The 26,045-nt window shown below is 44.0% G+C and carries 29 protein-coding genes; 8 read left to right on the top strand and 21 right to left on the bottom strand.

The window, feature by feature from the left end:
• Positions 1-5: 5 nt before the first annotated feature.
• The 3 genes from FD975_RS01885 to FD975_RS01875 are packed head-to-tail and all read left to right on the top strand — an operon-like array spanning position 6 to position 1,806.
• Entirely contained in the window at positions 6-560 is a 555-nt protein-coding gene (locus FD975_RS01885) for an FMN-binding protein (RefSeq protein WP_215302627.1), read from the top strand.
• A complete protein-coding gene (locus FD975_RS01880; RefSeq protein WP_215302625.1) occupies positions 557-1,384 on the top strand; it encodes an FAD:protein FMN transferase in 828 nt (275 codons plus the stop codon). Before FD975_RS01885 ends, FD975_RS01880 begins: the two co-directional genes overlap by 4 nt.
• The gene (locus tag FD975_RS01875; RefSeq protein WP_215302623.1) at positions 1,381-1,806 is read left to right on the top strand and encodes a hypothetical protein; all 426 of its coding nucleotides are present in this window, start codon (positions 1,381-1,383) and stop codon (positions 1,804-1,806) included. Before FD975_RS01880 ends, FD975_RS01875 begins: the two co-directional genes overlap by 4 nt.
• A gap of 60 nt (positions 1,807-1,866) precedes the next feature.
• Here the strand turns inward: FD975_RS01875 and FD975_RS01870 are convergent, their stop codons facing one another.
• Genes FD975_RS01870 through FD975_RS01860 form a run of 3 tightly spaced genes read right to left on the bottom strand, consistent with a single transcriptional unit; the run spans position 1,867 to position 3,312 of the window.
• Positions 1,867-2,079 (bottom strand): DUF2892 domain-containing protein, encoded by a 213-nt coding sequence (locus FD975_RS01870; RefSeq protein WP_215302622.1) that lies wholly within the window; start codon positions 2,077-2,079, stop codon positions 1,867-1,869.
• A 40-nt stretch (positions 2,080-2,119) separates the two neighbouring features.
• Positions 2,120-2,437 (bottom strand): metalloregulator ArsR/SmtB family transcription factor, encoded by a 318-nt coding sequence (locus tag FD975_RS01865; RefSeq protein WP_371743386.1) that lies wholly within the window; start codon positions 2,435-2,437, stop codon positions 2,120-2,122.
• Positions 2,438-2,451: 14 nt separating this feature from the next.
• Positions 2,452-3,312 (bottom strand): MBL fold metallo-hydrolase, encoded by an 861-nt coding sequence (locus tag FD975_RS01860; RefSeq protein ID WP_215302619.1) that lies wholly within the window; start codon positions 3,310-3,312, stop codon positions 2,452-2,454.
• 140 nt (positions 3,313-3,452) lie between these two features.
• Between FD975_RS01860 and FD975_RS01855 the strand changes: the two genes are divergently transcribed.
• Genes FD975_RS01855 through FD975_RS01845 form a run of 3 tightly spaced genes read left to right on the top strand, consistent with a single transcriptional unit; the run spans position 3,453 to position 6,010 of the window.
• Positions 3,453-4,694 carry an FAD/NAD(P)-binding oxidoreductase gene (locus tag FD975_RS01855; RefSeq protein ID WP_215302618.1) on the top strand — a complete coding sequence of 414 codons (1,242 nt, stop codon included), beginning with the start codon at positions 3,453-3,455 and terminating at the stop codon, positions 4,692-4,694.
• A gap of 3 nt (positions 4,695-4,697) precedes the next feature.
• Positions 4,698-5,522 (top strand): sulfite exporter TauE/SafE family protein, encoded by an 825-nt coding sequence (locus tag FD975_RS01850; RefSeq protein ID WP_215302616.1) that lies wholly within the window; start codon positions 4,698-4,700, stop codon positions 5,520-5,522.
• 26 nt (positions 5,523-5,548) lie between these two features.
• Positions 5,549-6,010 carry a hypothetical protein gene (locus tag FD975_RS01845; protein ID WP_251371371.1) on the top strand — a complete coding sequence of 154 codons (462 nt, stop codon included), beginning with the start codon at positions 5,549-5,551 and terminating at the stop codon, positions 6,008-6,010.
• 73 nt (positions 6,011-6,083) lie between these two features.
• On the opposite strand, the gene FD975_RS01840 is transcribed toward FD975_RS01845, so the two are convergent.
• The 9 genes from FD975_RS01840 to FD975_RS01800 all read right to left on the bottom strand — a co-directional run bounded on the left by FD975_RS01840 (position 6,084) and on the right by FD975_RS01800 (position 15,565).
• Positions 6,084-6,254, bottom strand: coding sequence for a hypothetical protein (locus FD975_RS01840; RefSeq protein WP_162785842.1), 171 nt, complete (start codon positions 6,252-6,254; stop codon positions 6,084-6,086).
• A 15-nt stretch (positions 6,255-6,269) separates the two neighbouring features.
• Complete coding sequence (locus tag FD975_RS01835; protein WP_215302614.1) at positions 6,270-7,616, bottom strand: amidase; 1,347 nt, start codon at positions 7,614-7,616, stop codon at positions 6,270-6,272.
• Positions 7,617-7,622: 6 nt separating this feature from the next.
• The gene (locus FD975_RS01830; RefSeq protein WP_251371370.1) at positions 7,623-9,035 is read right to left on the bottom strand and encodes a TRAP transporter large permease subunit; all 1,413 of its coding nucleotides are present in this window, start codon (positions 9,033-9,035) and stop codon (positions 7,623-7,625) included.
• A complete protein-coding gene (locus tag FD975_RS01825) occupies positions 9,035-9,613 on the bottom strand; it encodes a TRAP transporter small permease subunit (RefSeq protein WP_215302612.1) in 579 nt (192 codons plus the stop codon). The genes FD975_RS01830 and FD975_RS01825 overlap by 1 nt, the downstream gene beginning before the upstream one ends.
• 139 nt (positions 9,614-9,752) lie before the next feature.
• A complete protein-coding gene (locus tag FD975_RS01820; RefSeq protein WP_215302609.1) occupies positions 9,753-10,922 on the bottom strand; it encodes a TRAP transporter substrate-binding protein in 1,170 nt (389 codons plus the stop codon).
• A gap of 273 nt (positions 10,923-11,195) precedes the next feature.
• Entirely contained in the window at positions 11,196-12,083 is an 888-nt protein-coding gene (locus FD975_RS01815) for an AEC family transporter (protein WP_251371439.1), read from the bottom strand.
• Between the two features lie 35 nt (positions 12,084-12,118).
• Positions 12,119-13,033, bottom strand: coding sequence for a ketopantoate reductase family protein (locus FD975_RS01810; RefSeq protein WP_215302605.1), 915 nt, complete (start codon positions 13,031-13,033; stop codon positions 12,119-12,121).
• Positions 13,030-13,926 carry an EamA family transporter gene (locus tag FD975_RS01805; protein WP_215303750.1) on the bottom strand — a complete coding sequence of 299 codons (897 nt, stop codon included), beginning with the start codon at positions 13,924-13,926 and terminating at the stop codon, positions 13,030-13,032. The genes FD975_RS01810 and FD975_RS01805 overlap by 4 nt, the downstream gene beginning before the upstream one ends.
• Positions 13,927-13,939: 13 nt before the next feature.
• Positions 13,940-15,565, bottom strand: a complete 1,626-nt coding sequence (locus FD975_RS01800; RefSeq protein WP_215303748.1) for a GMC family oxidoreductase — start codon at positions 15,563-15,565, stop codon at positions 13,940-13,942.
• 136 nt (positions 15,566-15,701) lie between these two features.
• Between FD975_RS01800 and yjgA the strand changes: the two genes are divergently transcribed.
• Positions 15,702-16,229 carry a ribosome biogenesis factor YjgA gene (gene yjgA, locus FD975_RS01795; protein ID WP_215302604.1) on the top strand — a complete coding sequence of 176 codons (528 nt, stop codon included), beginning with the start codon at positions 15,702-15,704 and terminating at the stop codon, positions 16,227-16,229.
• 7 nt (positions 16,230-16,236) lie between these two features.
• Here the strand turns inward: yjgA and FD975_RS01790 are convergent, their stop codons facing one another.
• The 4 genes from FD975_RS01790 to FD975_RS01775 all read right to left on the bottom strand — a co-directional run bounded on the left by FD975_RS01790 (position 16,237) and on the right by FD975_RS01775 (position 18,951).
• Positions 16,237-16,953, bottom strand: coding sequence for an NYN domain-containing protein (locus FD975_RS01790; RefSeq protein ID WP_215302602.1), 717 nt, complete (start codon positions 16,951-16,953; stop codon positions 16,237-16,239).
• Positions 16,954-17,070: 117 nt separating this feature from the next.
• Positions 17,071-18,147 (bottom strand): acyltransferase, encoded by a 1,077-nt coding sequence (locus FD975_RS01785; RefSeq protein ID WP_215302600.1) that lies wholly within the window; start codon positions 18,145-18,147, stop codon positions 17,071-17,073.
• 13 nt (positions 18,148-18,160) lie between these two features.
• Positions 18,161-18,334 carry a hypothetical protein gene (locus tag FD975_RS01780; RefSeq protein ID WP_215302598.1) on the bottom strand — a complete coding sequence of 58 codons (174 nt, stop codon included), beginning with the start codon at positions 18,332-18,334 and terminating at the stop codon, positions 18,161-18,163.
• A 38-nt stretch (positions 18,335-18,372) separates the two neighbouring features.
• Positions 18,373-18,951, bottom strand: a complete 579-nt coding sequence (locus tag FD975_RS01775; RefSeq protein WP_215302597.1) for an HdeD family acid-resistance protein — start codon at positions 18,949-18,951, stop codon at positions 18,373-18,375.
• A gap of 439 nt (positions 18,952-19,390) precedes the next feature.
• On the opposite strand from FD975_RS01775, the gene FD975_RS01770 reads away from it, so the two are divergent.
• Positions 19,391-20,410: a calcium:proton antiporter gene (locus FD975_RS01770; RefSeq protein WP_215302595.1), complete on the top strand. Its 1,020-nt coding sequence runs from the start codon at positions 19,391-19,393 to the stop codon at positions 20,408-20,410.
• A gap of 35 nt (positions 20,411-20,445) precedes the next feature.
• Here the strand turns inward: FD975_RS01770 and FD975_RS01765 are convergent, their stop codons facing one another.
• The 5 genes from FD975_RS01765 to FD975_RS01745 all read right to left on the bottom strand — a co-directional run bounded on the left by FD975_RS01765 (position 20,446) and on the right by FD975_RS01745 (position 25,962).
• Entirely contained in the window at positions 20,446-21,546 is a 1,101-nt protein-coding gene (locus FD975_RS01765; RefSeq protein WP_215302593.1) for a glycosyltransferase, read from the bottom strand.
• Positions 21,547-21,688: 142 nt separating this feature from the next.
• Entirely contained in the window at positions 21,689-22,795 is a 1,107-nt protein-coding gene (locus FD975_RS01760; RefSeq protein ID WP_215302592.1) for a glycosyltransferase, read from the bottom strand.
• 60 nt (positions 22,796-22,855) lie between these two features.
• On the bottom strand, positions 22,856-23,632 hold the full coding sequence (locus FD975_RS01755; protein ID WP_215302590.1) for a glycosyltransferase: 777 nt from the start codon (positions 23,630-23,632) through the stop codon (positions 22,856-22,858).
• 39 nt (positions 23,633-23,671) lie between these two features.
• The gene (rffA, locus tag FD975_RS01750; RefSeq protein WP_215302588.1) at positions 23,672-24,817 is read right to left on the bottom strand and encodes a dTDP-4-amino-4,6-dideoxygalactose transaminase; all 1,146 of its coding nucleotides are present in this window, start codon (positions 24,815-24,817) and stop codon (positions 23,672-23,674) included.
• Positions 24,818-24,846: 29 nt separating this feature from the next.
• Positions 24,847-25,962 (bottom strand): hypothetical protein, encoded by a 1,116-nt coding sequence (locus FD975_RS01745; protein ID WP_215302586.1) that lies wholly within the window; start codon positions 25,960-25,962, stop codon positions 24,847-24,849.
• Between the last annotated feature and the right edge of the window lie 83 nt (positions 25,963-26,045).

Genomic DNA, 26,045 nt, shown 5'->3' with positions numbered 1-26,045 from the left:
AGAATATGAACTGGAAACCCAACCCCTCACTCGTCATTGGCCTTGTTGCAGTAACAACACCGATAGTTGCACATGCCAAGATTTATGTATCCATTGAGCAAGCCCAAAAGATACTAGCCCCTAATAAGCCTCTAGCGAAAAATCCCATCATCATCACCGATGAGTTACAAGACAAAATGCGTGCCGCTTCAAGCATTCGCCACCCCTTTCAAGGTGATCGAATTTGGAAGACATCTGATGGCAGTTGGTTCATCGTAGATGAGGTGGTTGGCAAACATGAAATGATTACCTATGCAGTGGCACTCAACCCATCAGGCGCGGTGACTGGCATCGAGATTCTGGAATACGTTGAATCCTATGGCTACGAAGTGGCAGAAGTCGAGTGGCGAAAACAATTTATTGGCAAAACAGCAGCAGACCCCATTAAGCTGAATAAGGATATTAAAAATATCGGTGGCGCCACCCTTTCTTGTAAACATCTGACTGATGGCGTCAAGCGGGTTGCAGTCTTATACGACATCGCCTTAAAACATCAAACCTCAATTCCAAAAGCAAAATGATTCGCTGCAAGCCCCTTTTGGGCACCTTCGTAGAAATCAGAATTGAGGATGCGTTGCAATCTTCGAAAGTACTCAACGAAGCTTTCCTAGGCATTGAGCAAGTGCAATCCTTGATGGGCTTTCACAATCCAGAGAGCGAGCTTTCTCAAATAAATGCCAGCTCATATTTAGAGCCTATCCATATTCACCCCTGGACTGCTGAGGTGCTTTCGATTGCCAAAGAGATTTACCAACTCTCAAATGGCCTATTTAATTGCGGAGTTGGGCACCTCTTAGTAGAAGCAGGCTTACTTCCTCAGCATGTCTGCTTGGGTGCTCATGCATTTGGAGGTATTGAAGATGTTCTATTCATTGAGCCAAACTTGGTGTACTCCACGGCCCCACTCTGCCTTGATCTTGGGGGGATTGCTAAAGGCTATGCTGTGGACAGGGCGGTGGAGATCTTATTAGCTAGCAGCATCCAATCAGGATCCGTTAATGCTGGTGGGGATTTACGAGTTTTTGGCGATTGCAGTCAAGACATTCACATTCGCAATCCAGCACACCCCCATGAACTCATCCAAATTGGCAATATCAGGAGGGGCGCAATCGCAACTAGCAGCCTCTATTTTTCAAGGCGCAATGCTGATGCCAAAAGCTATATGGTCAACCCCTTCAATCAAGAGCATCTTGAATTTTCAGAGTCTTACTCAGTGATTGCAAATCAATGTGTCTACGCAGATGCTTTGACCAAGGTAGTGAGCATTTCTGGGGATACCCAACACCCCTGCTTGAGTCATTTTTCTGCCCAAGCTATCAAAATTCCCAACACGCTCACCCCATGAAAAATACCAGTCGCCTGGGAAAAATGCCGACCTGGCAAAGATATTTTGTACTGATTGCGATGTTGAGCTGCTCCCTTACTGGCACAGCCTATTTGCTTGGGCACGAATTTCATATTGAGCGGACTGTATTGGGCTCCCACTCCGTATTAATGTGGCACGGCATTGCTGCTATGGTGGCCTCGATGGCACTGGGTTCCATTTTTCCATTCCACCTGAAGGCAGGGCTCAAGTCCAGGCGAAAGTTGTGGAGTGGCCTTAGCCAATTAGCCTTCTTAGGCACTTTATTACTAACAGGTGTCTTGTTGTATTACGGGCCAGAAGTAATTCGGGATGCTGTTATCACAAGCCACTGGGTGATTGGCATTGCCTTCTTTGCCATATTTTTACTACATGGAGTTTTTACCAAAAAGTGCGAGCGCTAGATGGCAATAAGGCGCATTGAGTATTATTTCTCAATACGCCTTAATCAAAGGATGGAAGACTTACTTAGAGCAAGAATCTTTCCCGGATGAAGTTCCACAAGAATTGATTCCCAATAATGGATACGCTGGGCAGAAACGGAAAATTCCAGTAGCCAAAGGAATTAGCCCAAGCCAGCCCCACCAACCTACGATACCGTTGGCTGCAAGCGCAACTAGCACAATGCCTACTGAGATTCTTAAGATACGATCGATACCGCCGACGTTACATTTCATATTGAACTCCCTTTAAAAACAATTGAGTGATTTCTGGCAATTACTTCTTACAGTAATGCTTGTAGAGCAAACTCATCACTGCTACAGCAACCTGGCTTGATAGGGAGTAGTAAATTTGCTTACCATCTCTACGTGTTTTGACCAGCTTTTCCTTACGTAACACAGTAAGCTGCTGCGAGAGTGTAGGTTGGTGTAAATCTAGGGCGGCCTCTAGCTCACTAACGCATTTTTCCGCTTGGCCGATTTCGCATAAGAGCATCATGCGATCTCGGTTAGATAAGACCTTCATCATCCTGCAAGCATCATCTGCAGATGACTGCATCTTCTTTAGCTCGGATTTAGTAATCATTGGATTCATTTGAAGGAGCAAACTTATAGTGCATTCAACGGAATCTTCAGATAGGAGACGCCATTACTTTCTGGGGGCGGGAGCACTCCAGCTCGAATGTTAATTTGAATAGCGGGCAGTATTAATGTTGGCATTTCTAAGGTAGCGTCACGCTTAGAACGCATCTGCACGAACTCTGCCTCGCTAATACCATCGCGCATATGAATATTGGATTTTTTTTGCTCAGCGACGGTTGTCTCAAAGTTTACGGGGCGACCATTCGGCGGGTAGTCATGGCACATAAACAATCTAGTTTCAGAGGGAAAGCTCAGAATTTTTTTCATTGACTGATAGAGGGTATGGGCATCGCCACCCGGAAAATCACATCTTGCGGTCCCGACATCCGGCATAAACATCGTATCGCCAACAAAAATTGCATCGCCGATTTGATACGCCATACAGGCCGGGGTATGGCCAGGAACAAATAGTGACTTAAAGCTTAACGCACCCACTTGAATTTCCTCACCATCTTTTAGCAAGCAATCAAACTGCGATCCATCTGTCGGTAAAGCACCTTCCAAATGAAAAACTTTTTTAAATACATCCTGCACATTGGTGATGTGTTCTCCAATCGCAATTTTTCCACCAAGATGCGACTTTAAATAGGGGGCAGCGGAGACATGATCAGCGTGTGCATGAGTCTCTAGGATCCACTCTACCTCTAAGTTATGCTCCTTAACAAAGGCGATGACCTCATCCGCCGACTTAGTCTTAGTTCGACCTGACTTGTGATCATAATTGAGCACAGAATCGATAATTAAACATGGTGAACCAGGCTTTTCATAAACCACATAGGTCACAGTCCAAGTTTCTGGGTCAAAAAATCCCTTAACAGTCGGTTTCATCAAAATTTTCCAATCACGGTAAATAAACTTATCTACATACATTATATAAAAATATAAAGTAATAAGAAACCCTGATATGAAATAATGCATTTATCGTTTATTTTTACTCCTGTACCGATTACTAGACCCCCGGAGAAAACATGCCTACAGCGCAAACCATTGACCAATTTGACGTCCTGATTGCTGGAGGTGGTGCGGCTGGTATTGGCCTCGCGTCTAGCCTTAAAGTACGTGAGCCGTCACTCAAGATTGCCATCATAGAGCCCTCAGAAGTCCATTATTACCAGCCATCCTGGACCCTTGTGGGTGGAGGCGCTTTCAATGTAAAGGATAGCCGTCGTCAGACCGAAAGCCTAATTCCAAATGGTGTACATTGGATTAAAGATCAAATCACCGGCTTTAACCCAGATGCAAATGAAGTACTTATTGAGCATGGTAGTCCAATTAAATACAAACAACTGGCAATCGCGACTGGACTGAAATCTAACTGGGAGGCAATTCCAGGCTTAGTGGAAACGCTAGGCAAAAATGGAGTGACCTCTAATTACAGCTTTGAATATTCCCCATATACCTGGGAACTCGTAAAAAACCTCAAATCTGGAAAAGCTATCTTCACTCAACCGCCAATGCCAATTAAGTGCCCTGGAGCACCACAAAAAGCCATGTACTTGTCATGCTATGAATGGCAAAAACAAGGCAGTCTGAGTAAAATTGAGGTGGAGCTCAACAATGCTGGCGCCGCACTATTTGGAGTTGCTGATTTTGTGCCTCCACTAATGGAATACGTAAAAAAATATAACGCCAAACTCAATTTCAATACCAACCTAGTTTCTGTTGATGGCGCAGCCAAGAAGGCTATATTTGCAGTAAAAGATGCCGACGGCAATGTCAGCCAAGTTGAAAAAGTGTTTGATATGCTTCATGTGGTGCCCCCACAGGGACCTCAAGATTGCCTTAAAGCAAGTCCAGTCGCCAATCCAGAAGGTTTTGTAGATGTTGATCAATTCACTTTACAACATACTCGCTATCCAAATATATTTGGCCTGGGTGATTGCTGCTCATCACCTAACTCTAAGACAGCTGCTGCTGCAAGAAAGCAAATTGTTGTTGTCGCTGAAAATCTAGTAGCCGCAAAAAATAATCTGCCATTGCCAACTAAATATGACGGATATGGATCCTGCCCATTGACAGTTGAGCGCGGCAAAATTGTTTTAGCGGAATTTGGTTTTGGGGGCAAGTTATTGCCTACTTTCCCATGGCTCATTAACCCCTTAAAGGCAACTAAACTAGCCTGGATACTCAAGAAAGATGTTCTGCCATGGCTCTATTGGAATGCTATGCTCAAAGGAAGAGAATGGCTTGCTCGCCCCTTTGAAAATTAATAAATGATCCTAAGCCCAGAATATATCCCCCACCTTACCGCTGCAATCGGCATTTTGGTAGGGGTGTTGATGGGCCTTACAGGAGCAGGTGGAGGCATACTGTCCGTGCCGCTACTGGTTTTTTTGCTACACCTTCCCATCTCCGAAGCGGGCCCGATTGCATTAACTGCCATTACTTTATCTGCAGGTGTTGGCGCAATCATTGGCCTAAATACTAAGGTACTCCGTTATAAGGCCGCAATCTTTATGGCCGCCTTTGGACTAATGCTATCTCCGCTCGGGCTATGGCTTGCGCAAAGGATACCCAACGCACCGCTATTGATCGCGTTTAGCGGAATCTTGATGTATGTATCGATCAGAATGTTGTTTCAGGTAGCTAGAACAATCTCAGGGAAAGTTGTTAAGACTGTCAAGCCGCCGCCTTGCCAACTGAATTTATCTATCGGAAAACTCATTTGGACGGTGCCCTGCGCTAGGGCACTTATGTTTGCCGGTGCACTTGCCGGCTTCCTATCGGGATTACTAGGTGTTGGCGGGGGATTTATTCTGGTGCCGGCCCTCAATAAGTTCACCGACCTCCCAATGAAATCTATTGTGGCTACCTCACTAGGGGTATTAGCTATTGTTTCAGCTGGAGGTGCATTTATTTCTCTGGCATCGGGCACATTAAACACTAGCATTGCTATTCCCTTTTCTATTGGCTCTCTCATTGGGCTATTAATAGGAAAAGTTCTGGAGAGGAAAATTAGCGGTCCAAGGGTACAGCAGATATTTGCTATATTCACTCTTCTCATTGCTATTAGCCTGTTTATAAAGGCTGTCACATAAAACCAAGTTCTTTTTTAACTAGCTCAGTGAGCGCTATTTCGGGGACTGTCAGCAATCTGAGTCATGAGCTCTTAGAATACGTTAATCCTGAAAAACCAACCCACGATCACTCCTCTGTGTATTACCAGCGTTTCTATATATCAAGCTTTAACTTAGGTGATCAAGCTATTCAAGCAAAGTTTTCTACGCCAATGAAGATTGGCGATAGCGATAGCGTGACAGTATCGGGGTATCGGTCAAATACGGCATTTCAAGTACTGGCGTACCGCAACCAAACCCAAGAAGTTACAGGCGCAGAGAATTGGGTCATGCTGGTACTGGGCGCACTATTCTTTTTGGCGGTGGCAATAGGGCTACTGAATTCAGAATTAGTGAGCGAAGGCGCCCTAATACCAAAACTATTCTTATCGGGATTTGTACTTGTTGCCATCTACATGGCTTATCGCGCGCTCCTCATTCGGGAGGCTATTGGGCTGCTACAGCCCTAGGTCAGGAATCACACTACTTGCTTGTACTTTCGGCTTATCTGCCTCCAGCACAAGCAGGAAAACTCATAACTGATTAATGCTGGTCTTTGCTATCTTTGTAAGAAAGATAGAAGTCATACACTGCCAAACCAATACCAAAGGTGAGCAATAGCAATAAATCAAACTGCTTGAGCTTGAGGATGTAGGCTAAAAAGAAAAATAGCAATAAACCTAATGCTAATAAAGGTGGGAATAATTTTTTCATATTCAATAGTTCCAGTTATTGATTGAAGTGATTTAAAAACCAACGCGCCGTCCTTAAGAGACGAGCATCGTCGAATTGTTTACCAGTCAGCTGAACTCCCAAAGGAAGCCCTTTGCCTGATTGCAAAATCGGTAGACTAATCGTTGACATACCAGTAACAGCCCAAAGAGAATTTGCCAAACTACTAGGTCTTGCAGTTTCAGATTTCAATGGTGCAAAGCCTAAGCTTGAAGGCGTCAAAATACAGTCAAAGCGATCAAAGAACTCATCAAAACTACTTGATACCATTTCAATGGCATTCAGAGCTCGGAGATACTCTTGAGCGGTGATCTTCGAGCCCGCCTTAATCATGTCAGCAATTCTCTTAGGCGGCTTTTTAGAGATTTGACGCTCTTGTGTTTCTAAAGCTTGGGTGAACTCCGCCTGCACAATAAGCTCATGCCACTCTTTTGACTGAATCGTAGACTCCGGCAAATCAATAATTGTGATTTGATCGGCAAGCTCTTCAAGCAAAGCCTCGATCGCTTCTTTTGCCTCAGCTTCCATATCAACCCAATCTGGCGTTTTCAAGAAAACAAAGTTGGGCTTAAAAGGAATCTCTTCTTTACAAATTGCCAAGAGCGGTCTTGGGAGCACGCCTTTAGTATCTAGATCTTGATCATCAGATCCCAAGACAATCTCAGCTAGTAAAGCAGCATCTTCTACAGTCTTACTAAAGATGCCAACTTGCTCGAGTGTTTTTGAAGCACGAAAGATTCCTGATTGAGAGATTAAGCGACTGCTAGGCTTAAAGCCCACTACACCACAATAAGACGCAGACTCCGCAATCGATCCTAGAGATTGCGTACCCACTGCAACAGGCACGATACCGCTAGCAACTAAAGCAGCAGCAGCTCCAGCAGCCAAGCCAACTTGTCGCTCAAGATCAATGGGGTTGCAAACTTCGGGGGCTTGACCCAAATTGAATTCTGCAACTTTGGCTTTACAAAAAGTAATTGCACCATCATCTCTTAAGCGTTTTACGAGAGAAGCATCCCAACGAGGATGACGCCCCTCTAATAAGGGAGATCCGATAGTGGAGAACATATCAATGGAATCAATGTTGTCACTCAGTGCAACCGGAACACCCTCAAGCCTGGCCGAGTGATTTAAGCCACGTGCGTGACCATCATCAACTAAAGCTGCTTGTCGCAAAATGGCTTTGGGATGAAAAAAAGCGAGCGCAGTAATTTTTTCATCAATCCCCTTTGCCTGTTGGCAAAACAAATCGGTGAGCTCAACACAGCTAGATGACCCAGTCGAGATAAGCTCTCGAATTTTTGGGACATCCAACTGATTTAAGGTAATCACTGCGTCACTCATCTCGTCTTACTTACTCATTAAGAATTCAGGGTTTACTGCGCTAGGATCATTTGGATCATAGGGAGCAGATACATCCTCATTGTTATAGAGCATATCTGGCAACCAAGTTACCAATACTGGCTGTACATAGACCAGCACTAAGGTGACTAGCACCATTCCTAGGAATGGGAAACATCCCTTGAAAATCGTCCATAAAGCCAACTCTGGCGGCGCCACACCTTTGAGGTAGTAGGCCGACATGGCCATGGGCGGCGTCAAGAAAGAGGTTTGCAAGTTCACGGCGATCAAAATACCAAACAGCAATGGATCGACATTAAAGTGCGCCAAGAGTGGCAAGAAGATCGGGACGAAAATAATAATGATCTCGCTCCACTCTAGTGGCCAACCCAAGACGAAGACGATTAACTGAGCAATGATGAGGAACTGAACGGTATTCAAATCCATTGACATCATGAAATCTTTAATAAGGTGTTCGCCACCTAAATAAGAAAACACGGATGAGAATGTCCATGAACCTACGAACAAGTAGCACACCATCGCTGAGGTCTTCGCAGTCAAGTAGACAGACTCACGCAGACGTTGCCAAGTAAATGCCTTGTAGGCAACTGCCAACATGGTTCCGCCCAATGCACCCATTGCCGCTGCTTCACTTGGGGTTGCCAAGCCAAACAAAATGGAGCCTAGAACTGCCAAAATCAATAAAGCCAATGGGAAGAATGCGGTTACCAGTAATTTAAAGCCATCCCAAAAACCGACGTTATCCACATCTTTTGGTTTAGGGGCTAGTGATGGATTAAGCACAACGCGCACAATGACATACACCAAATACAAGCCCGCCAACAAGAAACCAGGCACCATAGCAGCAGCATAGAGCTTGACCACAGATACACCTGCAGTTGCGGCATACACAATCAACATGATTGATGGTGGAATCAAAATACCCAAAGTACCACCGGCAGTAATAACACCTGCTGCCAACTTTTGGTCGTAACCTGCTTTAAGCATTGATGGCAAAGCTAATAAGCCCATCAAAGTTACCACTGCGCCCACAATACCGGTAGCAGTAGCAAACAGTGCACAGGTAATCAAGGCAGCAACTGCCATTGATCCAGGCACGTGCCTTAAGGCAGTTTGCAAGCTCAAAAAGAGTCGATCCAAGATATTGGCGCGCTCAATGATGTAACCCATGAATAAGAACAGGGGTATCGATATCAAGACATCGTTGTTCATCACACTAAATGTGTTTTGCACAAATAGGTAGAAGATGCGGTTATCTAAAAAAGAGAGGACTGGATCGTAATAGGCGTAAAAACCAAAACCGATACCCATTGCCATCAAAGTGAAGGCGATTGGGAATCCCAGGAAAATAAAAACAATAAACAAGCCCAACATAAAGAGGGCGATGACTGGATCACTCATTATGTGCTTTCTACTTGAGTTGAATGGGTTTCAATAAGAACTTCTTCGAGTTCTTTGACATCTTGATCTCTAAAAGGCCAGCTGCCAGTTTTAATGCAGATGAGGCAACGACATACTTCAGCGGTTCCAGCCATAAATAAACCTAAACCTGCAAAGAAGATGATCATCTTGAGTGGCCAAACAGGCACTCCAACCGGACTATTCACACTGACCTCACGAATCATCATGGCATCAAAACCATAGCGACCACCAATCACAATCAGAGCCAAAATGCCAGGGAAGTAGAACAAGAAATACAAAACAAGATCAACCTTGGCTTGTGTAGTCTCTTTCCAGGTGCGATATAAAAAATCGCCTCGGACCATAGCGGCCTTGGATAGTGTGTATGGTCCTGCCATCATGAATAATGCGCCGTAGAACATATAGCTCATATCGAATGCCCAATCCGTTGGATTATTGAGCACATAGCGCATAAACACTTCGTAACAGGTTCCCAGGGTCAACAGGACTACCGTCCATCCAAAGGCATGGCCTATGGATTTCGAGAGGCCATCAACCCACTTGATATAACCCAGCATTGCTTTCTCCTCAGTACGCTTTTAGCGCTTCTGTTTTTTGTACTAATACCTCTAATACTGATAAATATTAGAGGTATTGTTCGTTACTGCAAAAAAGGCCGCTAATAAAGCGGCCTTTCTTTATTTCTAGATCAGCATTTTATACTGGAAGCTTAGTTTTGAATACATACTCGTAAGCTGCCTTGTAGTCTGCGTCATTCAAGAAGCCGTAGTAAGCAACGCGCTTAGCCCAGGCCAATTGTGAATCTGCACACTTCTTGAAGAATGGGTCTTCTGCATTCAATTTAGCAGTCAACTCAGCCCAAGCCTTGAGCTGTGCTTCCATAATGGATTTTGGTGTACGTGTAACTTTCACCTTGTCCTTAGTGATCAGCTCTTGCAAGTCCTTAGAGTAGTAATCCTGAGCCATCCAAGTATTTGAAGATGAAGCTGCTTCAGCTGCGTACTTGAGGATTGCTTTATTTTCAGGAGACAAAGAATCGTACTTAGTCTTGTTGAAAATGATTTCAAAGAATTCCATCGCCTGGTGGAATGAACCCATCACATAGTTCTTGGCCACGTCTTGAGCGCCGAAACGACGGTCAGAAGTTGGGTTGTTGAACTCAAATGCGTCAATCACACCGCGCTCCATCGCTGGAACAATCTCGCCACCTGGCAACTGAGTCACTTTCATGCCCATGCTTTGCATCAAGTCAGCTGCAAGGCCTACGGTACGATACTTGTAGCCCACGAGCTCTTGAGCGTTCTTTGGTGGAGTCTTTTTAAACCAGCCTAATGGCTGAGTTGGCATTGGGAATGCAAAGAAACCTTTGATGTTCAGGTTTAGCTTTTGGAGCAACTCTTGATAGAGCTGATCGCCACCGCCACGCTGAATCCAACCGAGAGTCTGCTCAGCGTTAGCGCCAGTAATTGGGCCAGAACCAAACAATGAGGCTACTTTAGACTTACCGTACCAGTAAACCGCAACTTGGTGGCCACCGTCTAGAACACCCTTGCTAACCGCGTCAGTCACTTCGAATGGCTTAACTACTGAACCGCCAACGAGGTAATCAATCTTGAGCTTACCGCCAGACATTTCGTTTACTTTTTTGACGTAGTCTTCAGCCATTTCATTGAAGACATCCTTAGCACCCCAAGCACCTTGCATTTTCAACACAACAGGAGCTTGAGCTACAGAAATCATTGGGAAGCCAGCCAGTGGAACAGCTACAGCAGCAGCACCTGCTTTGCTGAAAAACTTTCTACGGGATTGACTTGTATTTTCTTCTTGAACAACTACTGGGGCTGCATCTTTGGCAGTAATAGACATCGAATATCTCCAATTCTTCTTTTATTAATCGGTATAACAACAACACGATCGTATTCCTCCCTACAAGCATCTCAATTGGGGTTTACGCTAATTTCCTCATGAAAATGATTCACCCTAAAACCCTCCGTCTGGCCAAGGCATTAACTGCAAGGGTTTGCTGGGCCTAATTGCCCTAGAGTTAGCAGATCGGATCCCCTCAAACTACCTTATCCCCTACCTATCTACTTTATCCACCTTAACTATTTTAGTAATGGGCCTAATCCCAGCTTGAGCTTAGGGTGTGCCGGTATAGATTGCCAGCCAAATCACCAGCGGCAAATAGATCACCGACAGCAGGTGTCCCACCATCACAATTGAGGCTACTTTTTGGGGTTCTTGATTATGGCGATCGGCCAAGATGTAATTAAATACTGCGGGCGGCAAGCCAGCAAAAATGATCAACGCACCCTTCTGAATGGACTCCAAAGGCAATGCCCACATCACCAAATAGGCCACCAGCAGGCGCAGAACAATGGAGAGTGCGGTTGCAACGACCCCCGCTTTGACATGCTCGATTTTTCCTTCAGCTAGGCGTGTACCTAGAGAGATCAACATCAGGGGAATCAAAATAGTGCTGACCATGGTGACCGAGGTATCTAGCCAGTCTGGCAAAGTCATCTGAAAGTGACCAAACCACAGACCTAGACCCATCGACCATACCAAGGGGCTGGCGTAAATGCTTTTGGCATCCATCTTGCCGGTCATCACTGCCGAGCCCAGCGAGAAAATCAAAATATTGGAGAGCACCATGAGCAGTACTGATGGTGCCAGTCCATCTGCTCCAAATGCCAGTACGGTGAGCGGAATACCAATAGGGCCGACATTGGTAAACATGATGGACGGCAGTAAAGCTTTAGCTCCCGTACCGGAATATTTGGCCAGAGGCAAAGCCAGTAAACCTGAAAAAACGACTATCAATACTGCCGCCAACACCAAATAGCCAGCGCTTGTGAAATCCAATGGCTTAGCAGATAAAGAGATAAAAATAAAACACGGTAATGCCAAATCAATGAGGGTGTGATTGGCACCACTCATATTGGGTTTTCTATATCGTGCATATAAAAAACCCGCGAACACGATCGCGAAGATTGGCAGGGTAATACCCAGAATGCGCAGAATCATCAGCAAAGACTCATATCCATACTCATACTTATTGCTTAAGTATTACGGCGCTGGATTATTTCAATATGGGTATATGCCATCTTGATTAAATCGCAGTCCAATTGCTTAGCTTGTGCCTTATTAATCATCTCGAGCAAGATATGCCCATGCTCCGTTTTGTTGCCTGCGTTTAAGTCTCTTAACATCGATGCGGTCATTGGCGATCCAACTGCGGTGAGCATCTCAATCGATTTGCTTTGCACTCCAGCAGCGATCGTAAATCCATGGGCATCTGCAATCGCACAACACTGTGCATACATGGTTTTAGTCAGTGCATCGCCATAGGGGGTAGAAATAATCTCACCAATAGAACCATTACATAAAGTGGTCATTCCCGCTAAGGTACTTAGAAAAGTCCACTTATCCCACAGGGCTTGTTCAATGCTCTCGCTATAGACTGCATTAAAGTCCGTCTTCTGACATAACTCATAAAATGCTTTTGCCGCAGCCTCTTGACTTGGTGTGCGCGCACCAACGGTTAGAACATGCAAATCGGTTAATTGCTTGACTGCCCCAGTCTCAGCAATCGTTGCAGCAATATGGGCGATACCACCCATCACGCGTTCACGACCAAAGCGCTTATCTAGTTGCTCAATGTGGGCTAAGCCATTGAGGAAAGGCAAGATGAGACCTTGGCTGGAGGCCCCGGCAATCGACTGCAAAGAGTCCTCTAGGTCAAAGGCTTTGGGTGCCAAGATAATGAGGTCATAGATCGGCTTGAGCTCTTGAGCAGTAACAGTTTTAGGGTGCACCGTATAACTACCTTTTGGCGTTTCTACCACCAGTCCATGCCGCTCAATATGCGCTTGGCGTTTCTCGCGTAGGAGGTAAGTGACATCTGCGCCAGCCAACATCAACTTCGATCCGTAATAGCCGCCAATACCACCCGCGCCCACAATTAATATCTTCATGATTTCCTCGAGGAATGTTTTGTGAACGATAAACCATAAATGGTGCCCAAGTAGCCTACCATGACCAAGCCTGCTGCTAGAAACTTCCACCCAGGTAGTGATTCACCCAAGAAAATGGCTGTTGCCCCCATGCCAAAGATTGGAACGAGTAAAGGGGCTGGTGCTACTAGAGCTGCCGGATGCTTAGATAAAAGCCAGGCCCAAGCGGCGTAACCAAATAAGGTATTGGCCCAAGATTGCCAAAAGACTCCTGCCCAAGCTCCTAAGGGCGCTAACTCTATCGCTGAAACTAAGCTGGAATATCCCCCCTCAAAATACAGCGACAGCAATAACAGAGGTGGAATAGAAAACGCACTAGCCCACACAACATAGGCAAACATATTGATAGCGCCTGCTTGTCGACTCACGGTATTACCTGCTCCCCAGGCACAACCAGCACAGATGACTAATCCGATTCCGAGCAAACTAGTTTGACTGTCAATGTGACTTGCAATCACCAAGAGACCGATCATTGCAATTCCGATGGAGATGGCTTGATGCCAGTAGAGCCGCTCTTTAGTAAAGATCATTGCAAAGCCAATCGTGAAAAACACCTGGGTTTGCACAACCAGTGAAGCCAAGCCTGGAGTGATGTGGCCGTTGATCGCATAAAACAAAATACCGAATTGCCCTACCCCAATAAAGAGTCCATACATCGCTAAATTAAGCCAAGAGACTTTGGGACGCTTCACAAAAAAGATGGCGGGTAATAAGGCAAAGACATAGCGCAATGTTGCAAACAAAAATGGTGGAAATGCATCTAGTGATTTTTTGATCACAACAAAATTGGTTCCCCAAATTGCCACAATGGCTAATGCCAACAGAAGATGGCTAAGGGGTAGTCGATTGGACATTTTATTAACTGAGTTACTCACCACAGAGCAATTCTGCTGCGCGCTGCGCAATCATCATGGTTGGCGCTGCAGTATTTCCTGAGGTAATCGTCGGCATTGCCGAAGCATCTACTACTCGCAAGTTATGGACTCCCCTGACCCGCAATTCAGAATCGAGCACTGCCATAGGATCATCGTCACGCCCCATCTTGCAAGTGCCCACTGGATGAAAAATCGTCGTACCAATATCACCTGCAGCTTTAATCAAATCCTCATCCGATTGATACGCTTTACCCGGCTTGTACTCCTCAGGCCTATAAGGTCTTAAAGCAGGACTTTCGACAATCTTGCGAGTAAGACGTAATGCCTCAATCGCCACCTGGCGATCAGCATCGGTAGATAAGTAGTTGGGGGCAATCACTGGTGGTACTTGCGGGTCCTTTGAATCAATATGCACGCTACCACGTGAAGTAGGACGCAAATTACAAACGCTGGCCGTAATGGCATCAAAGGTATGTAGATCCTCGCCAAACTTCTCTAAAGATAAGGGTTGCACGTGATACTCCACATTTGGTGAAGCATACTCTGGAGAACTGTAGGCAAAAGCACCTAACTGTGAAGGTGCCATAGACATCGGACCGCTACGCTTAAAGAAGTACTCCATGCCAATTAATAACTTACCAAGCAAAGAGTTTGCTTTGGTATTGAGAGTCTGAATACCGCTAACTTTATAGATCATGCGTAACTGCAAATGGTCTTGCAAGTTCTCGCCGACGCCTGGCAAATCAGCAATCACATCAATACCCAAGCGCTGAAGATGATCTGCCGCACTAATACCGGAGCGCTCTAAAATTTGCACACTTCCAATAGCGCCCGCACTCAGAATCACTTCACCTTGCTTGCCAGCATCGGCAGATTGGCAATGCACCTCAAGAGTTTGACCGTCTTTGAGGTATTGCACCCCAAAGCAATTTTTACTCACCGGATCAATCAAGAGCTTATTGACTACAGCCTCGGTAATCACTGTGAGATTGGGTCGCTTAGCGGCATCGCGTAAGAATGCTTTAGCAGTATTTAAGCGCCAACCTTTGCGTTGACTGACATCAAAATACCCCACCCCAAAGTTATCACCTTGATTGAAATCCTCTGACTCCGGAATGCCTGCCTCAATAGCAGCTTGCTTGAAGATATCCATAATCGGCCAGCGTAAGCGTTGCCGTGATACTGTCCACTCGCCATCCTTGCTGTGCCATTGGTTAGCGTTACCGTGGTAATCCTCAAAGGACTTATAGCGACGCAAAGCATTTTCCCAAGACCATGCTTCATCCCCGGTTTCTTGAACCCAACGAGCATAGTCACCTTCTTGGCCGCGCATATAAATCATGCCGTTAATCGAGGAGCAGCCGCCCAGAACTTTACCGCGAGGGTAAATCAAGGAACGGCCATTTAAGCCTTTTTCTGCAGCAGTCTTAAAACGCCAATCAGCTCTTGGGTTATCAATGCAATACAAGTAACCAACCGGTATATGAATCCAAATATAGTTGTCATGCGACCCTGCTTCAATTAATAGAACCCGTTTGGCAGGATTCTCAGTCAAGCGCTTAGCCAGCATGCAGCCCGCACTACCTGCGCCAATGATGATGAAGTCGTATTTCTGAATTTGGGTCATATTTTCCGCTAGAGATTGACTAGGGGTTCATTGGCTATTATTCACTAAGCAAGCAAGGGGCGTAAATTTATTGAAACTATCCAAGGGATTTAGTGGGCAAGCATCATTACCCGTCTAAAATAGCCCCATGCATGTCAATGAAAAGAACCGGACCCCCAAGAAAGATGACCTTGATGATGGTCCTAGCAAGTCAGAGCTCAAGCGCCAAATGACAGAGCGCCAGAAATTGGCGGAGGTTCTGGCTGCACTCAGTAGCGATGCATTAAAGACGATTCCCTTGGATGAAGCCATTAAAGCTGCGATTGCTGAAACTAACAAAATCAAAAGTTTTGAAGCCATACGTCGCCATAAACAATACCTTGGCAAACTCATGCGCTTTTTGGATGAAGAGGAACTAGATGCCATTCAGAAGCGTCTTGATGCCATTCAGGGTGTTAGCAAAGCAGAGACTGGCAAGCTCCACTATTTAGAATCTTATCGCGATCGACTGATTGCCGATGATGCCGCATTCACCAAAATGATTGAGCAATATCCCGATATGGATATTCAGAATATGCGCACCCTCATTCGCAACGCGCGCAAAGAAAAAGAAGCTAATAAACCCCCTAAGGCTTATCGAGAAATCTTTCGCGTCCTCAAGGATCTAGGGATATAAACACCCCCTACCAAGAGTCAGGCTTTTGGATTTTTGAATTCGGAATCTTCAATGGCAGCTGCGCATTGGCAACATGCGAAACGCCGAGAATTTTCCTCCAGTCGGAGTATTTTGCTAGATCACCCGAAATATGTCGATGATTTTTACTTTGAATTGGCACAACTAAGCCAATTCGCAGTTGGGCATGGTGCCTCTTTACTGCCGCTAACGCACCCTCAAGATCAGAATCATTGCTACAAACTACGGCCTGCTCATATGCGCCTGTCCAAGCGCCAGTAATGAGATCTGATGCCAAATTAACATCGGTCTTTTTTTCATTAAAGTCATAAACCTGAACTATTTTTAATTCAGGAGCTTCATTAATCGGCCTCACTAATCTTTGGTAGGGTGTTGTCGCTAAAATTTTTCCTTGGATTATTTCCAAAGAATTGGGGAACATTTTTCTTAAGGCCTGAAGATATAGCCTTTGTCGCTGGGTTGACATCGGGTCATCCGACATCCTTCCGAGGACAGGCGCCGTGTAATAGCGCACTTGAGTTAATTCTACATTTTTATCTAAGATGTACTCAGAAAATAACTTCACAATATCCAGCCACTTCAATTTTGAATTTCTTAGCAAACCGTAATAGAGGTTGTAACCATCGATATAAATAGTAGTTTTGATAATTTTTCCATTCCAGAAAAGACAAAACCACCCGAAGGTGGTCTGTCGCCCAAAAAGCAATCGGATATGCCGAACGGTTAATGGGTGAGTCGTGGTTTAATTATACGACCTTTTAAAGGTGCTGAATTCACCCAAACATTAAATGGTTTTCAAGCCCACAAGATAAAAAATAATCTTCTAAATCTTTAACTTGGCTGATGGAATCTCTACCCAGCGATATAAGTAGTTAGCAGCGATCGCACTACATAACACCACCATTGGCATTAGACCAATAGCAATAGGACCACTAGCATGAGCGTGCAAGCCCCAGGCTATATAAATCGTATTTGCCAACAAAATAAATGCAAAGTGGATTAAGAATGCGCAGTAAGCGCGTGGGCTTGCCCACGCAATTGCTCGCAAGAACACTCTTTTGGCATTCATTCCATCTTGACGCAAATTAGGATAGCTAGCGTCACCCCAAAGCAATAGAAGTAAAGCTACAAACCAGGCCAATATATTTCTTCCCCACACCTCCTGCAAAGAAGAGATTGCAATCACTACACCAATGACGACGATCAGCAGTTTTGCTAAGACTCTGATCTTTTGATCAACATAGTTCTTTGCAAGATAGGCCAACATTCCCAAGGTATAAGAGCCCACGAAATAAATGAAGTAAGACTCGTACTGCGCCGAGCGATTGAAGTACAGCAAAGAGCTCACCGCAACAATACTAAGCAACCAAATTAAGGTTTGATACGAAGAAAAAGAAATGAGCAATATGGCGAGTACTGAGTAGAGCTGCCAGTCAATCGTGACATACCAAGCGCCAGGAGAAATCGAGTCCAGACCTAAAATGCCCTGCAGAAAAAACAGGTGTGCCACAAATTGACCCAGCGTCTCTTGCTCGCCAACGAACTCATCATTTACCCAGTGACGAGCAATCCAAGCGCAAAAAATGATAAAAATCAGAGCGGCGACGTATGGTGCAAACAAGCGAAGATAGCGATTAATGATGACTCGCAGTAATTTCTGGCTGCTAAATTTTTCATTTGCAAATCGGGTCAGTGATTGCGCGGCCAAGTACCCTGCCATCACCAAAAATATTTGCACTGCAAAACGTCCGTACTCAAATAGCCAACCCATGATGCTGGGCAAAAATGCTCGCGCATCTACTGCAATCTGTCCATAGCTAGCAAGGTGGTGCAGGATGATGACGAGTGCTGCAAAGACCTTAAGTAGATCAATCAGTAATAGTGGGGAGGCTTGCTTCAAGAGTGATTAAGAGCTACTTAGATTTGGCCTTGCCCATTAAAGACGCGAGCATGGGATTGCTGCTAGCGAGTTCCCTCTTGGTCTTGGCAACACTCTCAGCTGCGCCAGGCTTAGGCACCTTCTTGGCATTCTTCATACTCTGAGCGGTAGCCAACGCAAGGTTCTTATAGAGATCAGTTTTTTTCATTGCCATAACGCTTTAATGTATGAATACATCCCTCACCATTACTTAGTCAATGAACGTGCAGCTAAGCCCAAGAAAAGCAATGACCAGCCCTGCAAGAGCAGTTCAATTGCAATGAGCAAACCAGGCAACCACAAGCTACTCTCTGGATAGCCATTCATGATCAGAACACCCATCAAGATAGAAATTACAGAGGACAGCACCAACCAGAACCACTCACGGAAATGACGATGCTGAAATGCAGAGATCAAGCGTAAAATGCCAGTTATAAAAAAGATTGCAGCAAGCCAGAGGGTAATTGCCCCTAAAGCAGGAATAGGGAAGGCCCAAGTGTAAATGCCGGCAGCAACATATAAAACAGCCAATACCACCTGAATACCGACACTCTTCCATCCAGTGGATTTGATGGCATGAGCAAATTGTACGGTACCACCTAATACCAAAAATGCGCCTAATACATTAATCGTGACAAACGAAAATAAGGTCTGACCAGCAATGCCAATCATTCCGAGGACAATAAAAAGAATGCCCATACCAATTAAGATATCTGGCACTTTAGCTGCAGCGCCAAGGACCGCAGCGCGGATTTCTTGAATTTGAGTCAGGGATAAATCCGTCATGTGCAGGCTTTCGATGAAATTAATTGCAATAAAGGGTCTACTGTATCAACAAACTCAGGGTTTTAAACTAGAAATTGAGTGGCAAGCCACTATGGTTGGACTAAACCAACTCAGAAACAGGCATTCCCAGCGCTTGTATATCGCATTGTTTTGGCTATTGACTTTAAAAGGGGCTGAAGTCAGATGAAATTATTCTCAGGATCGTTGCAATGCTGCCATCATTACCGCTACCATCACCATAAAAACAGGCGCGTTTAGCTATCTAACAATTGACTTGCTTTTTGGATTTCTGATTGCTTGCGTTTAGACATACGTCCAATCTTCACCATGGCCAAATAAGATGATTGCCTTCGAATTTATATTCACACAAACCTTTTAAACTACAAGTATTAATTTTGTAATTTTACCCTGAACATAAGCACTCCACACTCCTAGATAAATGACAAATCTCCTTAGCCAAACCTGGTTCATCACTCTAATGGGTATTACTCTTGTTGGCGCAGCCCTCTCTGCCGTCCATCATGCTGAAGTAATTGCCCACAAAACAGGGGAGCCCTACGGAACCCTCGTGCTTTCGATTAGCGTCACAATTATTGAAGTCTCTCTAATAATCGCCATGATGCTATCTGGTCATGAGGGCTCTGAATTTATTGCCCGTGATGCTGTCTTTGCTACAGTCATGATCGTAGTTAACGGAGTGATTGGCCTATGCATCTTTATGGGTGGATTTAAACATCATGAGATGTCTTTCCGTAATGAGGGCACCAATTCAGCGTTGGCCGTACTGACTGCTATGGCTACCTTTATCTTGGTCATGCCGATTGTCACAACTAGTACGCCGGGGCCAGATTTCACCAAGAGTCAGCTTGCTTTTGCAGGCGTTGCCTGCTTTGCACTCTATATTGCTTTCTTATTTTTCCAGACAGTCAGTCATCGTGACTACTACCTTCCAAAAATGGAAGATGGAAAAATAAACAGCGATGCCCATGCAGATAAACCTAGCAACCTCAAAACGAGTATCAGCGTATTCTTATTATTACTCTCGCTCATCGTGGTAGTGGGACTAGCCGAAGCGCTCAACCCAGCAATTGAGGCTGGGGTTAAAGCAGCAGATGCGCCAAAGACGGTAGTGGGTATCGCAATTGCCATGCTGGTACTTCTGCCAGAGGGCTATGCAGCAGTCAGGGCTGCTAGAGCCAATAGATTACAAAGCAGCTTGAACTTGGCGCTAGGATCGGCATTAGCCAGCATCGGACTCACCATCCCCACAGTAGCAATAATTGCCATTCTTTTTAACCTACCGCTAAGCCTAGGTATAAGCAACCTCAATATGGCTCTAATGTATCTAAGCTTCTTCACAGGAGCCTTGACTCTAGCGATTGGCAGAACCACTCTATTGCAAGGCATAGTGCATTTAATTATTTTCTTTGAGTATTTGTTCTTGAGCTTAGTACCATAGGCAATGAACAACTCAATAAGCAAAGCATCAGGATGCTAGGGATGATTTCTTATGCGCAACCAAAGGGGCGCCTTGAAACGCACAATACTCCAGTAAATCCAGACATATACAACAGCAAATACCCCTGAAAAAGCTTTTAATACTATGTGGTAACGCCAAAATAAAATTGCGGGGATAACTGAAAGGGCGGCCAAAACCCACAGATAAGGTGAAGTCATGGAGTTCCGTTCCGTTACTAAAACTCCATCGTCACTGCCAGTAGACCAACGGATAATCCGCATGTAGATAAGTTGGTGCAAATGTGAGGCATCCGGCATGCCAGGATGAGTACGCCTTAGAATTGCGCGACGATAGATCGTAAAAAGCGTCTCAAAGATCGGGTAAAAACATAGCAGTAATGGAAACCACTTTGAAACTTCTGGGTGGCGTGAGGTCAATAAGACAGAGAGTTCAGCAATCCAAAACCCAATGAAGTAAGCCCCACCGTCGCCCAGAAAAATCAGCCCACGAGGATAGTTCCAAACCAGGAAGCCAAATAATGCCCCAATCATGGCTAGCGCACTAATCATGATGGGGAAATCACTTACCTGAAAAGCAACATACGCAAGGCCAGATAAAATGATTACCGCAACCATAGAAGATAAGCCGTTATAGCCATCAATAATATTAAATGCATTGGCAACGCCAGACACAGCAAAACAAGTAATCAAAATTGAGAAGGCTGGATATGCAAGCATCAAGCTATCAAAACCAAAAATCTGCAGACCGCCTAACCAAGCATTAAAAAGATAACCAGCCAAACCTGCTGATGCCATACAAGCCAAAAGCCGGACCTTCACCTCAACTCTTTTGGTGACATCTTCGAGCAAGCCAATTAAAAAAGCAGGTAAAGCAGAAAAAATTAATAGGAGGCCAAAATGGTCAACACTTGAGTTCTGAAAATAGCGCACGCACAAAGCAAGCAATACACCCACAAAAATACCAACTCCACCAATACGAGGTACGGCTATAGCATGGAACTTTTGCACCCCCGAGAGATCGGAGTCAGCAGTAAAGCGGGAATGTATGTGACTAAAGCGCAGCACCCAGAGGGAGATGAGTAACGAGCACAAGAAAGAAACTGCTAGGACATTCATTTGACTATTCTAGATCCAGACAACATGTACAAAATATAGCATCAAAAACCTAAATAATTTCGCTCGACTCCCAATTAAAACCAGGAAATACCTCCTATGGAGCGATCTACTCAATTCTGATTAACCAGAAATAAGGACGTCCTCAAATAATCCGCTTGTAAAGATCATGATAACTCCGACACATCTTATCGGCAGTAAATAATTGAAAATAACGCTTGGCTGCATTAATCCCCATTTTTTTTGCTATCTGCGGATTTCTCCATAGGTAAATCATCGCAAGGTGCAAATCCCTTGGGGACGAGGGAGGAACCACAATACCCGTATCCGCATCAATATTAATAAATGAGGTTCCAGTTCCAATTTCACTTGAGATCATTGGCTTACCGAACATCGCACCTTCTAAGAGCGAAATCCCAAAAGCTTCAGATCGTAGGTGAGATGGAAATACTATCGCAAAAGATAAATCAATGATCGCTACTTTGTCTTGATCTGACAAGAACCCCAAAAATTTTACATTTTTCAAGCCCAATGAGGCAGCTTGCTTCTTTAACTCGCCCTCAATTGCTCCCGCTCCAACGATAACTGTAGGCAGATCACCAAGGGCCAAGGCGTCAAGAAGTATGCTGATACCTTTGTAATACCTAAGGACGCCAATAAATAGAAAAAACTTTTCGCCAATTATTGATCGCCATTTTTCAGACCGGCCCAACTCTATAGGCGGATATAAAGCTCTATCTATTCCAATTGGAATGACCTCTACTTTATCTCTATGCTGCTGCAAAAGATTGCTGGTCACAAAATAATTTGGTGAAGTCGAAACAATAGCATCAACATCAGTTAAAAATTTATTTTTCAATGGGCGATATAAATTCAAAAGAAATTTTTGCTTGATTATGTCGGAATGGTATGTAACAACAGATGGTTTACCGTGATTAATTGAAAAATGGACCATATCCATAAATGGCCATGGAAAATGATAGTGAATAATATCTGCCGTCTTTGAAAGCTCTGCAAATTTTTGGAATGCACTTAAAGAGAAGTTTGTAGATGCAATCTTGAAATTGCTCTTGCACGTCACAATTCGCTGTCCGCCAAACCCAATAGCGTCATTACTCTTCTTTGAAGAGAGTGATAGCACGGTTGATTTCACTCCGAGATGAGTGGATCCAGCCACTAATTGAAAAATGGTTTGCTCAACTCCACCGAATGAATCAGGGAAATAGGTCTTATAAAAATGAAGGACTCTCATACAACGATAAGGAAAATTATTTGAACATCGGCCAAAAATGGGAAAAAGTTATTGGGCTAATCAATAGCCAATTTCATTAAAGTACCTTAATAATCTATTTCTTATGGTTTTGTAACAAACGGAATAAGGTATATAAAGCCACCATTTCAAAGGAATTGAGCCATAGTACTTATATACAATGCCCATAGCCTCCCGATAATGCAATCGCCTCCTAGTTGTGGTTTTAGTATTCTGATGTATGGTGTTGATGGCTACAAACTGATCCAGAAAGCAAGGATTGCCAACTTGTCTATAAAGACGCCACCATAAATCGTAGTCCATAGCCATCTGAAGATGTTTATTTAAACCGCACACGCTTTCCCACGCAGAACGCCTAATTAAAGTTGCGGGCTGGGCAATAATGCATCTTCTTGATAGCCTTAAAACGCTAAAAGGCTCCACCCAAATTGGGGTCAATTTTCCGGATGGGTAGATATGGTTCCAAGCTTGTCCGTAAACCATGGGCGCATCTGGTAAATCCATAAGCCTGAAAAGCAGTTTTTTTAATCCATCGGGTAAAAAAAGATCATCGCTGTTTAGCCAGCAAACAAAGGGGGCTTTACCAAGCGCAATACCCTCATTAATGGCAGACGCCTGACCATCATCCCTATGACTCCTCCAGCCGCTAAGCAAATGCTCCCACTTTTTAATTATATCGATAGTGCCATCAGTGGATCCGCCATCCATTACGAATACCTCTAAAGGTATATCTTGCTGAAAAATGGAAGCTAAAGCAGCATCAAGAAATGCCCCCTGATTAAAAGATGGGACGGCAACAGTCACCAATGGTGTATTCATACGCGAGCTTTTAAACCGCCAATATTAATCACAATGCCTTTATATCGAAAAACTAGACACAGCATCAATCACATTTCCCTGGTCATGGGCACTCAAACCAAACCACAATGGAAGTCTAACCAGTGTATTACTTAGCAACTCAGCTTTAGCGAGCCTCCGAGAATCAGACGAAAAAAAGTTTAGACCCATTGGAGAGTTATCTAAGGACTGATAGTGAAAAGGGCAATCGATTTTCCTATCCCTCATAAATGCTATAAATCGAGTCCGGTCTCGCAGAGATGGGAGGCGAAGATAGAAAACATGGGCAGAATGTGAACACTTCATCGGCACCGATGGAAGTGCCACTCCATTATCGATTGCCCAGGAATTAAGGCAATTGAAATAGCGGTCCCATATAGCCATCCTTTCAGACTGAACCTCAAACCTATCATCAAGCGCCCCAGCAAGAATTGCCATTTGAAATTCAGATGGCAAGTAACTTGAACCGACGTCGACCCAAGTATATTTGTCAACTTGACCCCTCATAAACTTTGAGCGATTCGTGCCTTTTTCACGCATAATCTCTGCGCGCTCTAGATATTTCTTATTGTTAATAATTAGCGCTCCGCCTTCGCCTGAGCTAAAGTTTTTTGTATGATGGAAGCTAAGCGTCGCCAAATCACCAAAAGTCCCTAATTTTTTTCCGCCATATGAGGCAAATGGACCATGTGCTAAATCCTCAATCAAAGTCAGGTTGTTTTTCCTAGCAACCCCCACCACTTTATCCATATCACAGGCAACACCCCCATAATGAATCAACAGAATTGCTCTAGTCCGTTCAGTTATTAATGACTCTAATTTATCGACATCAATATTCCCCGTTTCTAAATTAGAGTCACAAAATATGGGGTTTGCACCCCTCAAAACAAATGCATTTGCACATGATGGGAATGCAAATGAAGGGATAAGCACCTCATCACCAGGACTAAGCTCTAAAAGTAAAGCGGCCAACTCTATAGCATGGGTGCAAGAAGATGTCATTAAAACTTTTCCGCAACCTAACGCCTTCTCCAATAATTGCGAGCAATACTCCGTATAAAATCCGTCACCACAATGATGAGAAGAGTTAACCACTTTCTGCAAATTCACAAGCCCTGCCTTTGAAACATATGGCCTTGTAAACGGGATCAAAATATTTTTACTCACGACTTGACACTTCTTCTGGAAACATTGGATTAATTATACTTTTCATAGTAAATATCATGAATTTTCTTGGCCATTTTTTTTGCACCAAACTTACTCCAATGAACCATATCTGAATAATCTATGTTGTCCTGAAGCACAATTCCACCATTTATAAGATTCGCGCCCTTGGATATGTAATATCCTTCAAATAAATCTTGTGCCGATTTATAACTTTTTCCGTTGAGAGAAGCCCTCTTGCGCATGTATGGAACAGGCATTTCAGTCATTAAAATGACCTTTTTCCATTGCGCTGTAGGCACTTTTGAAAATACTTCATCTAAATATATACGGTCAAGAGCTCTTGAAGAAAAGCTCTGCCAATACTCCACCTCGGCAATAATATTTACCTCCGTGTAGTTTGGGTTATCTAAGTGCCAATAATAATCTGCATCAAAATCTTTTGAAGTTTTAATTGGCTGAAATATTGAGATTTGTTTATATCTTACAGCATCAGTGTAAAGAAGTTGTGCTACAGCGTATCTAAAGCTCTGCCCAAAATCAATTACTCCGAAATAGCGATTAGCCAAGGCAATGAGTTTAAATTCTTTGCCCCGCTTTAAATCAGTTTGATCTATTAAATCAATATTTGCAGATGTCTTACCTGTGGCCCAAATATCATATATTGTAAAAAGCCCTTCCATTGAAGGCTTAATTCTAGGATAGTTATCTAGCTTTGTAATTAAATATGTATCAGGATAAAACCTTAAAATATATTCATGGATTACGTAAGGGGTTATCCCATTCAAGCCATCACGAGATAAATTGAGGACGGCGACCGAAGGATCATTTGAAAAATACCCTTCAAGTTGGGCAGACACCGAATGATATGCCGTTGTGCCATGACCTCTTAATTTGGAATCCCCCACAAGCAAAATCAATTTAGACTTACCAACCATAGCTTGATCAGCTAAAGAACGGACCATTCTTGCCGTCTGGTACATATAATTAGATGCAGAATACTGCGAATTAAAGCGGAAGAATTTATGCTCTTGAGGATAACCATATAAATTAAAGTAGTTAACATAGACAACCGATACAAGCAGCCCCAGTAAATAAGAGCACCAAAAAATCCTAGCTATTTTTTTGGTAACTTTAAAATGCCACATATATAAATGCCTCCGATGGAAGGCTTATCCTATAAATCAAAATAATTGACAAAATTGCCGCTATAAACCCTGAAAAAATTGCA

It is taken from the genome of Polynucleobacter sp. AP-Jannik-300A-C4 (assembly GCF_018688335.1).
GTDB lineage: Bacteria > Pseudomonadota > Gammaproteobacteria > Burkholderiales > Burkholderiaceae > Polynucleobacter.
The sequence above is the reverse complement of the archived record's forward strand: the minus strand, read 5'-3'. Positions and strand labels throughout refer to the sequence as shown.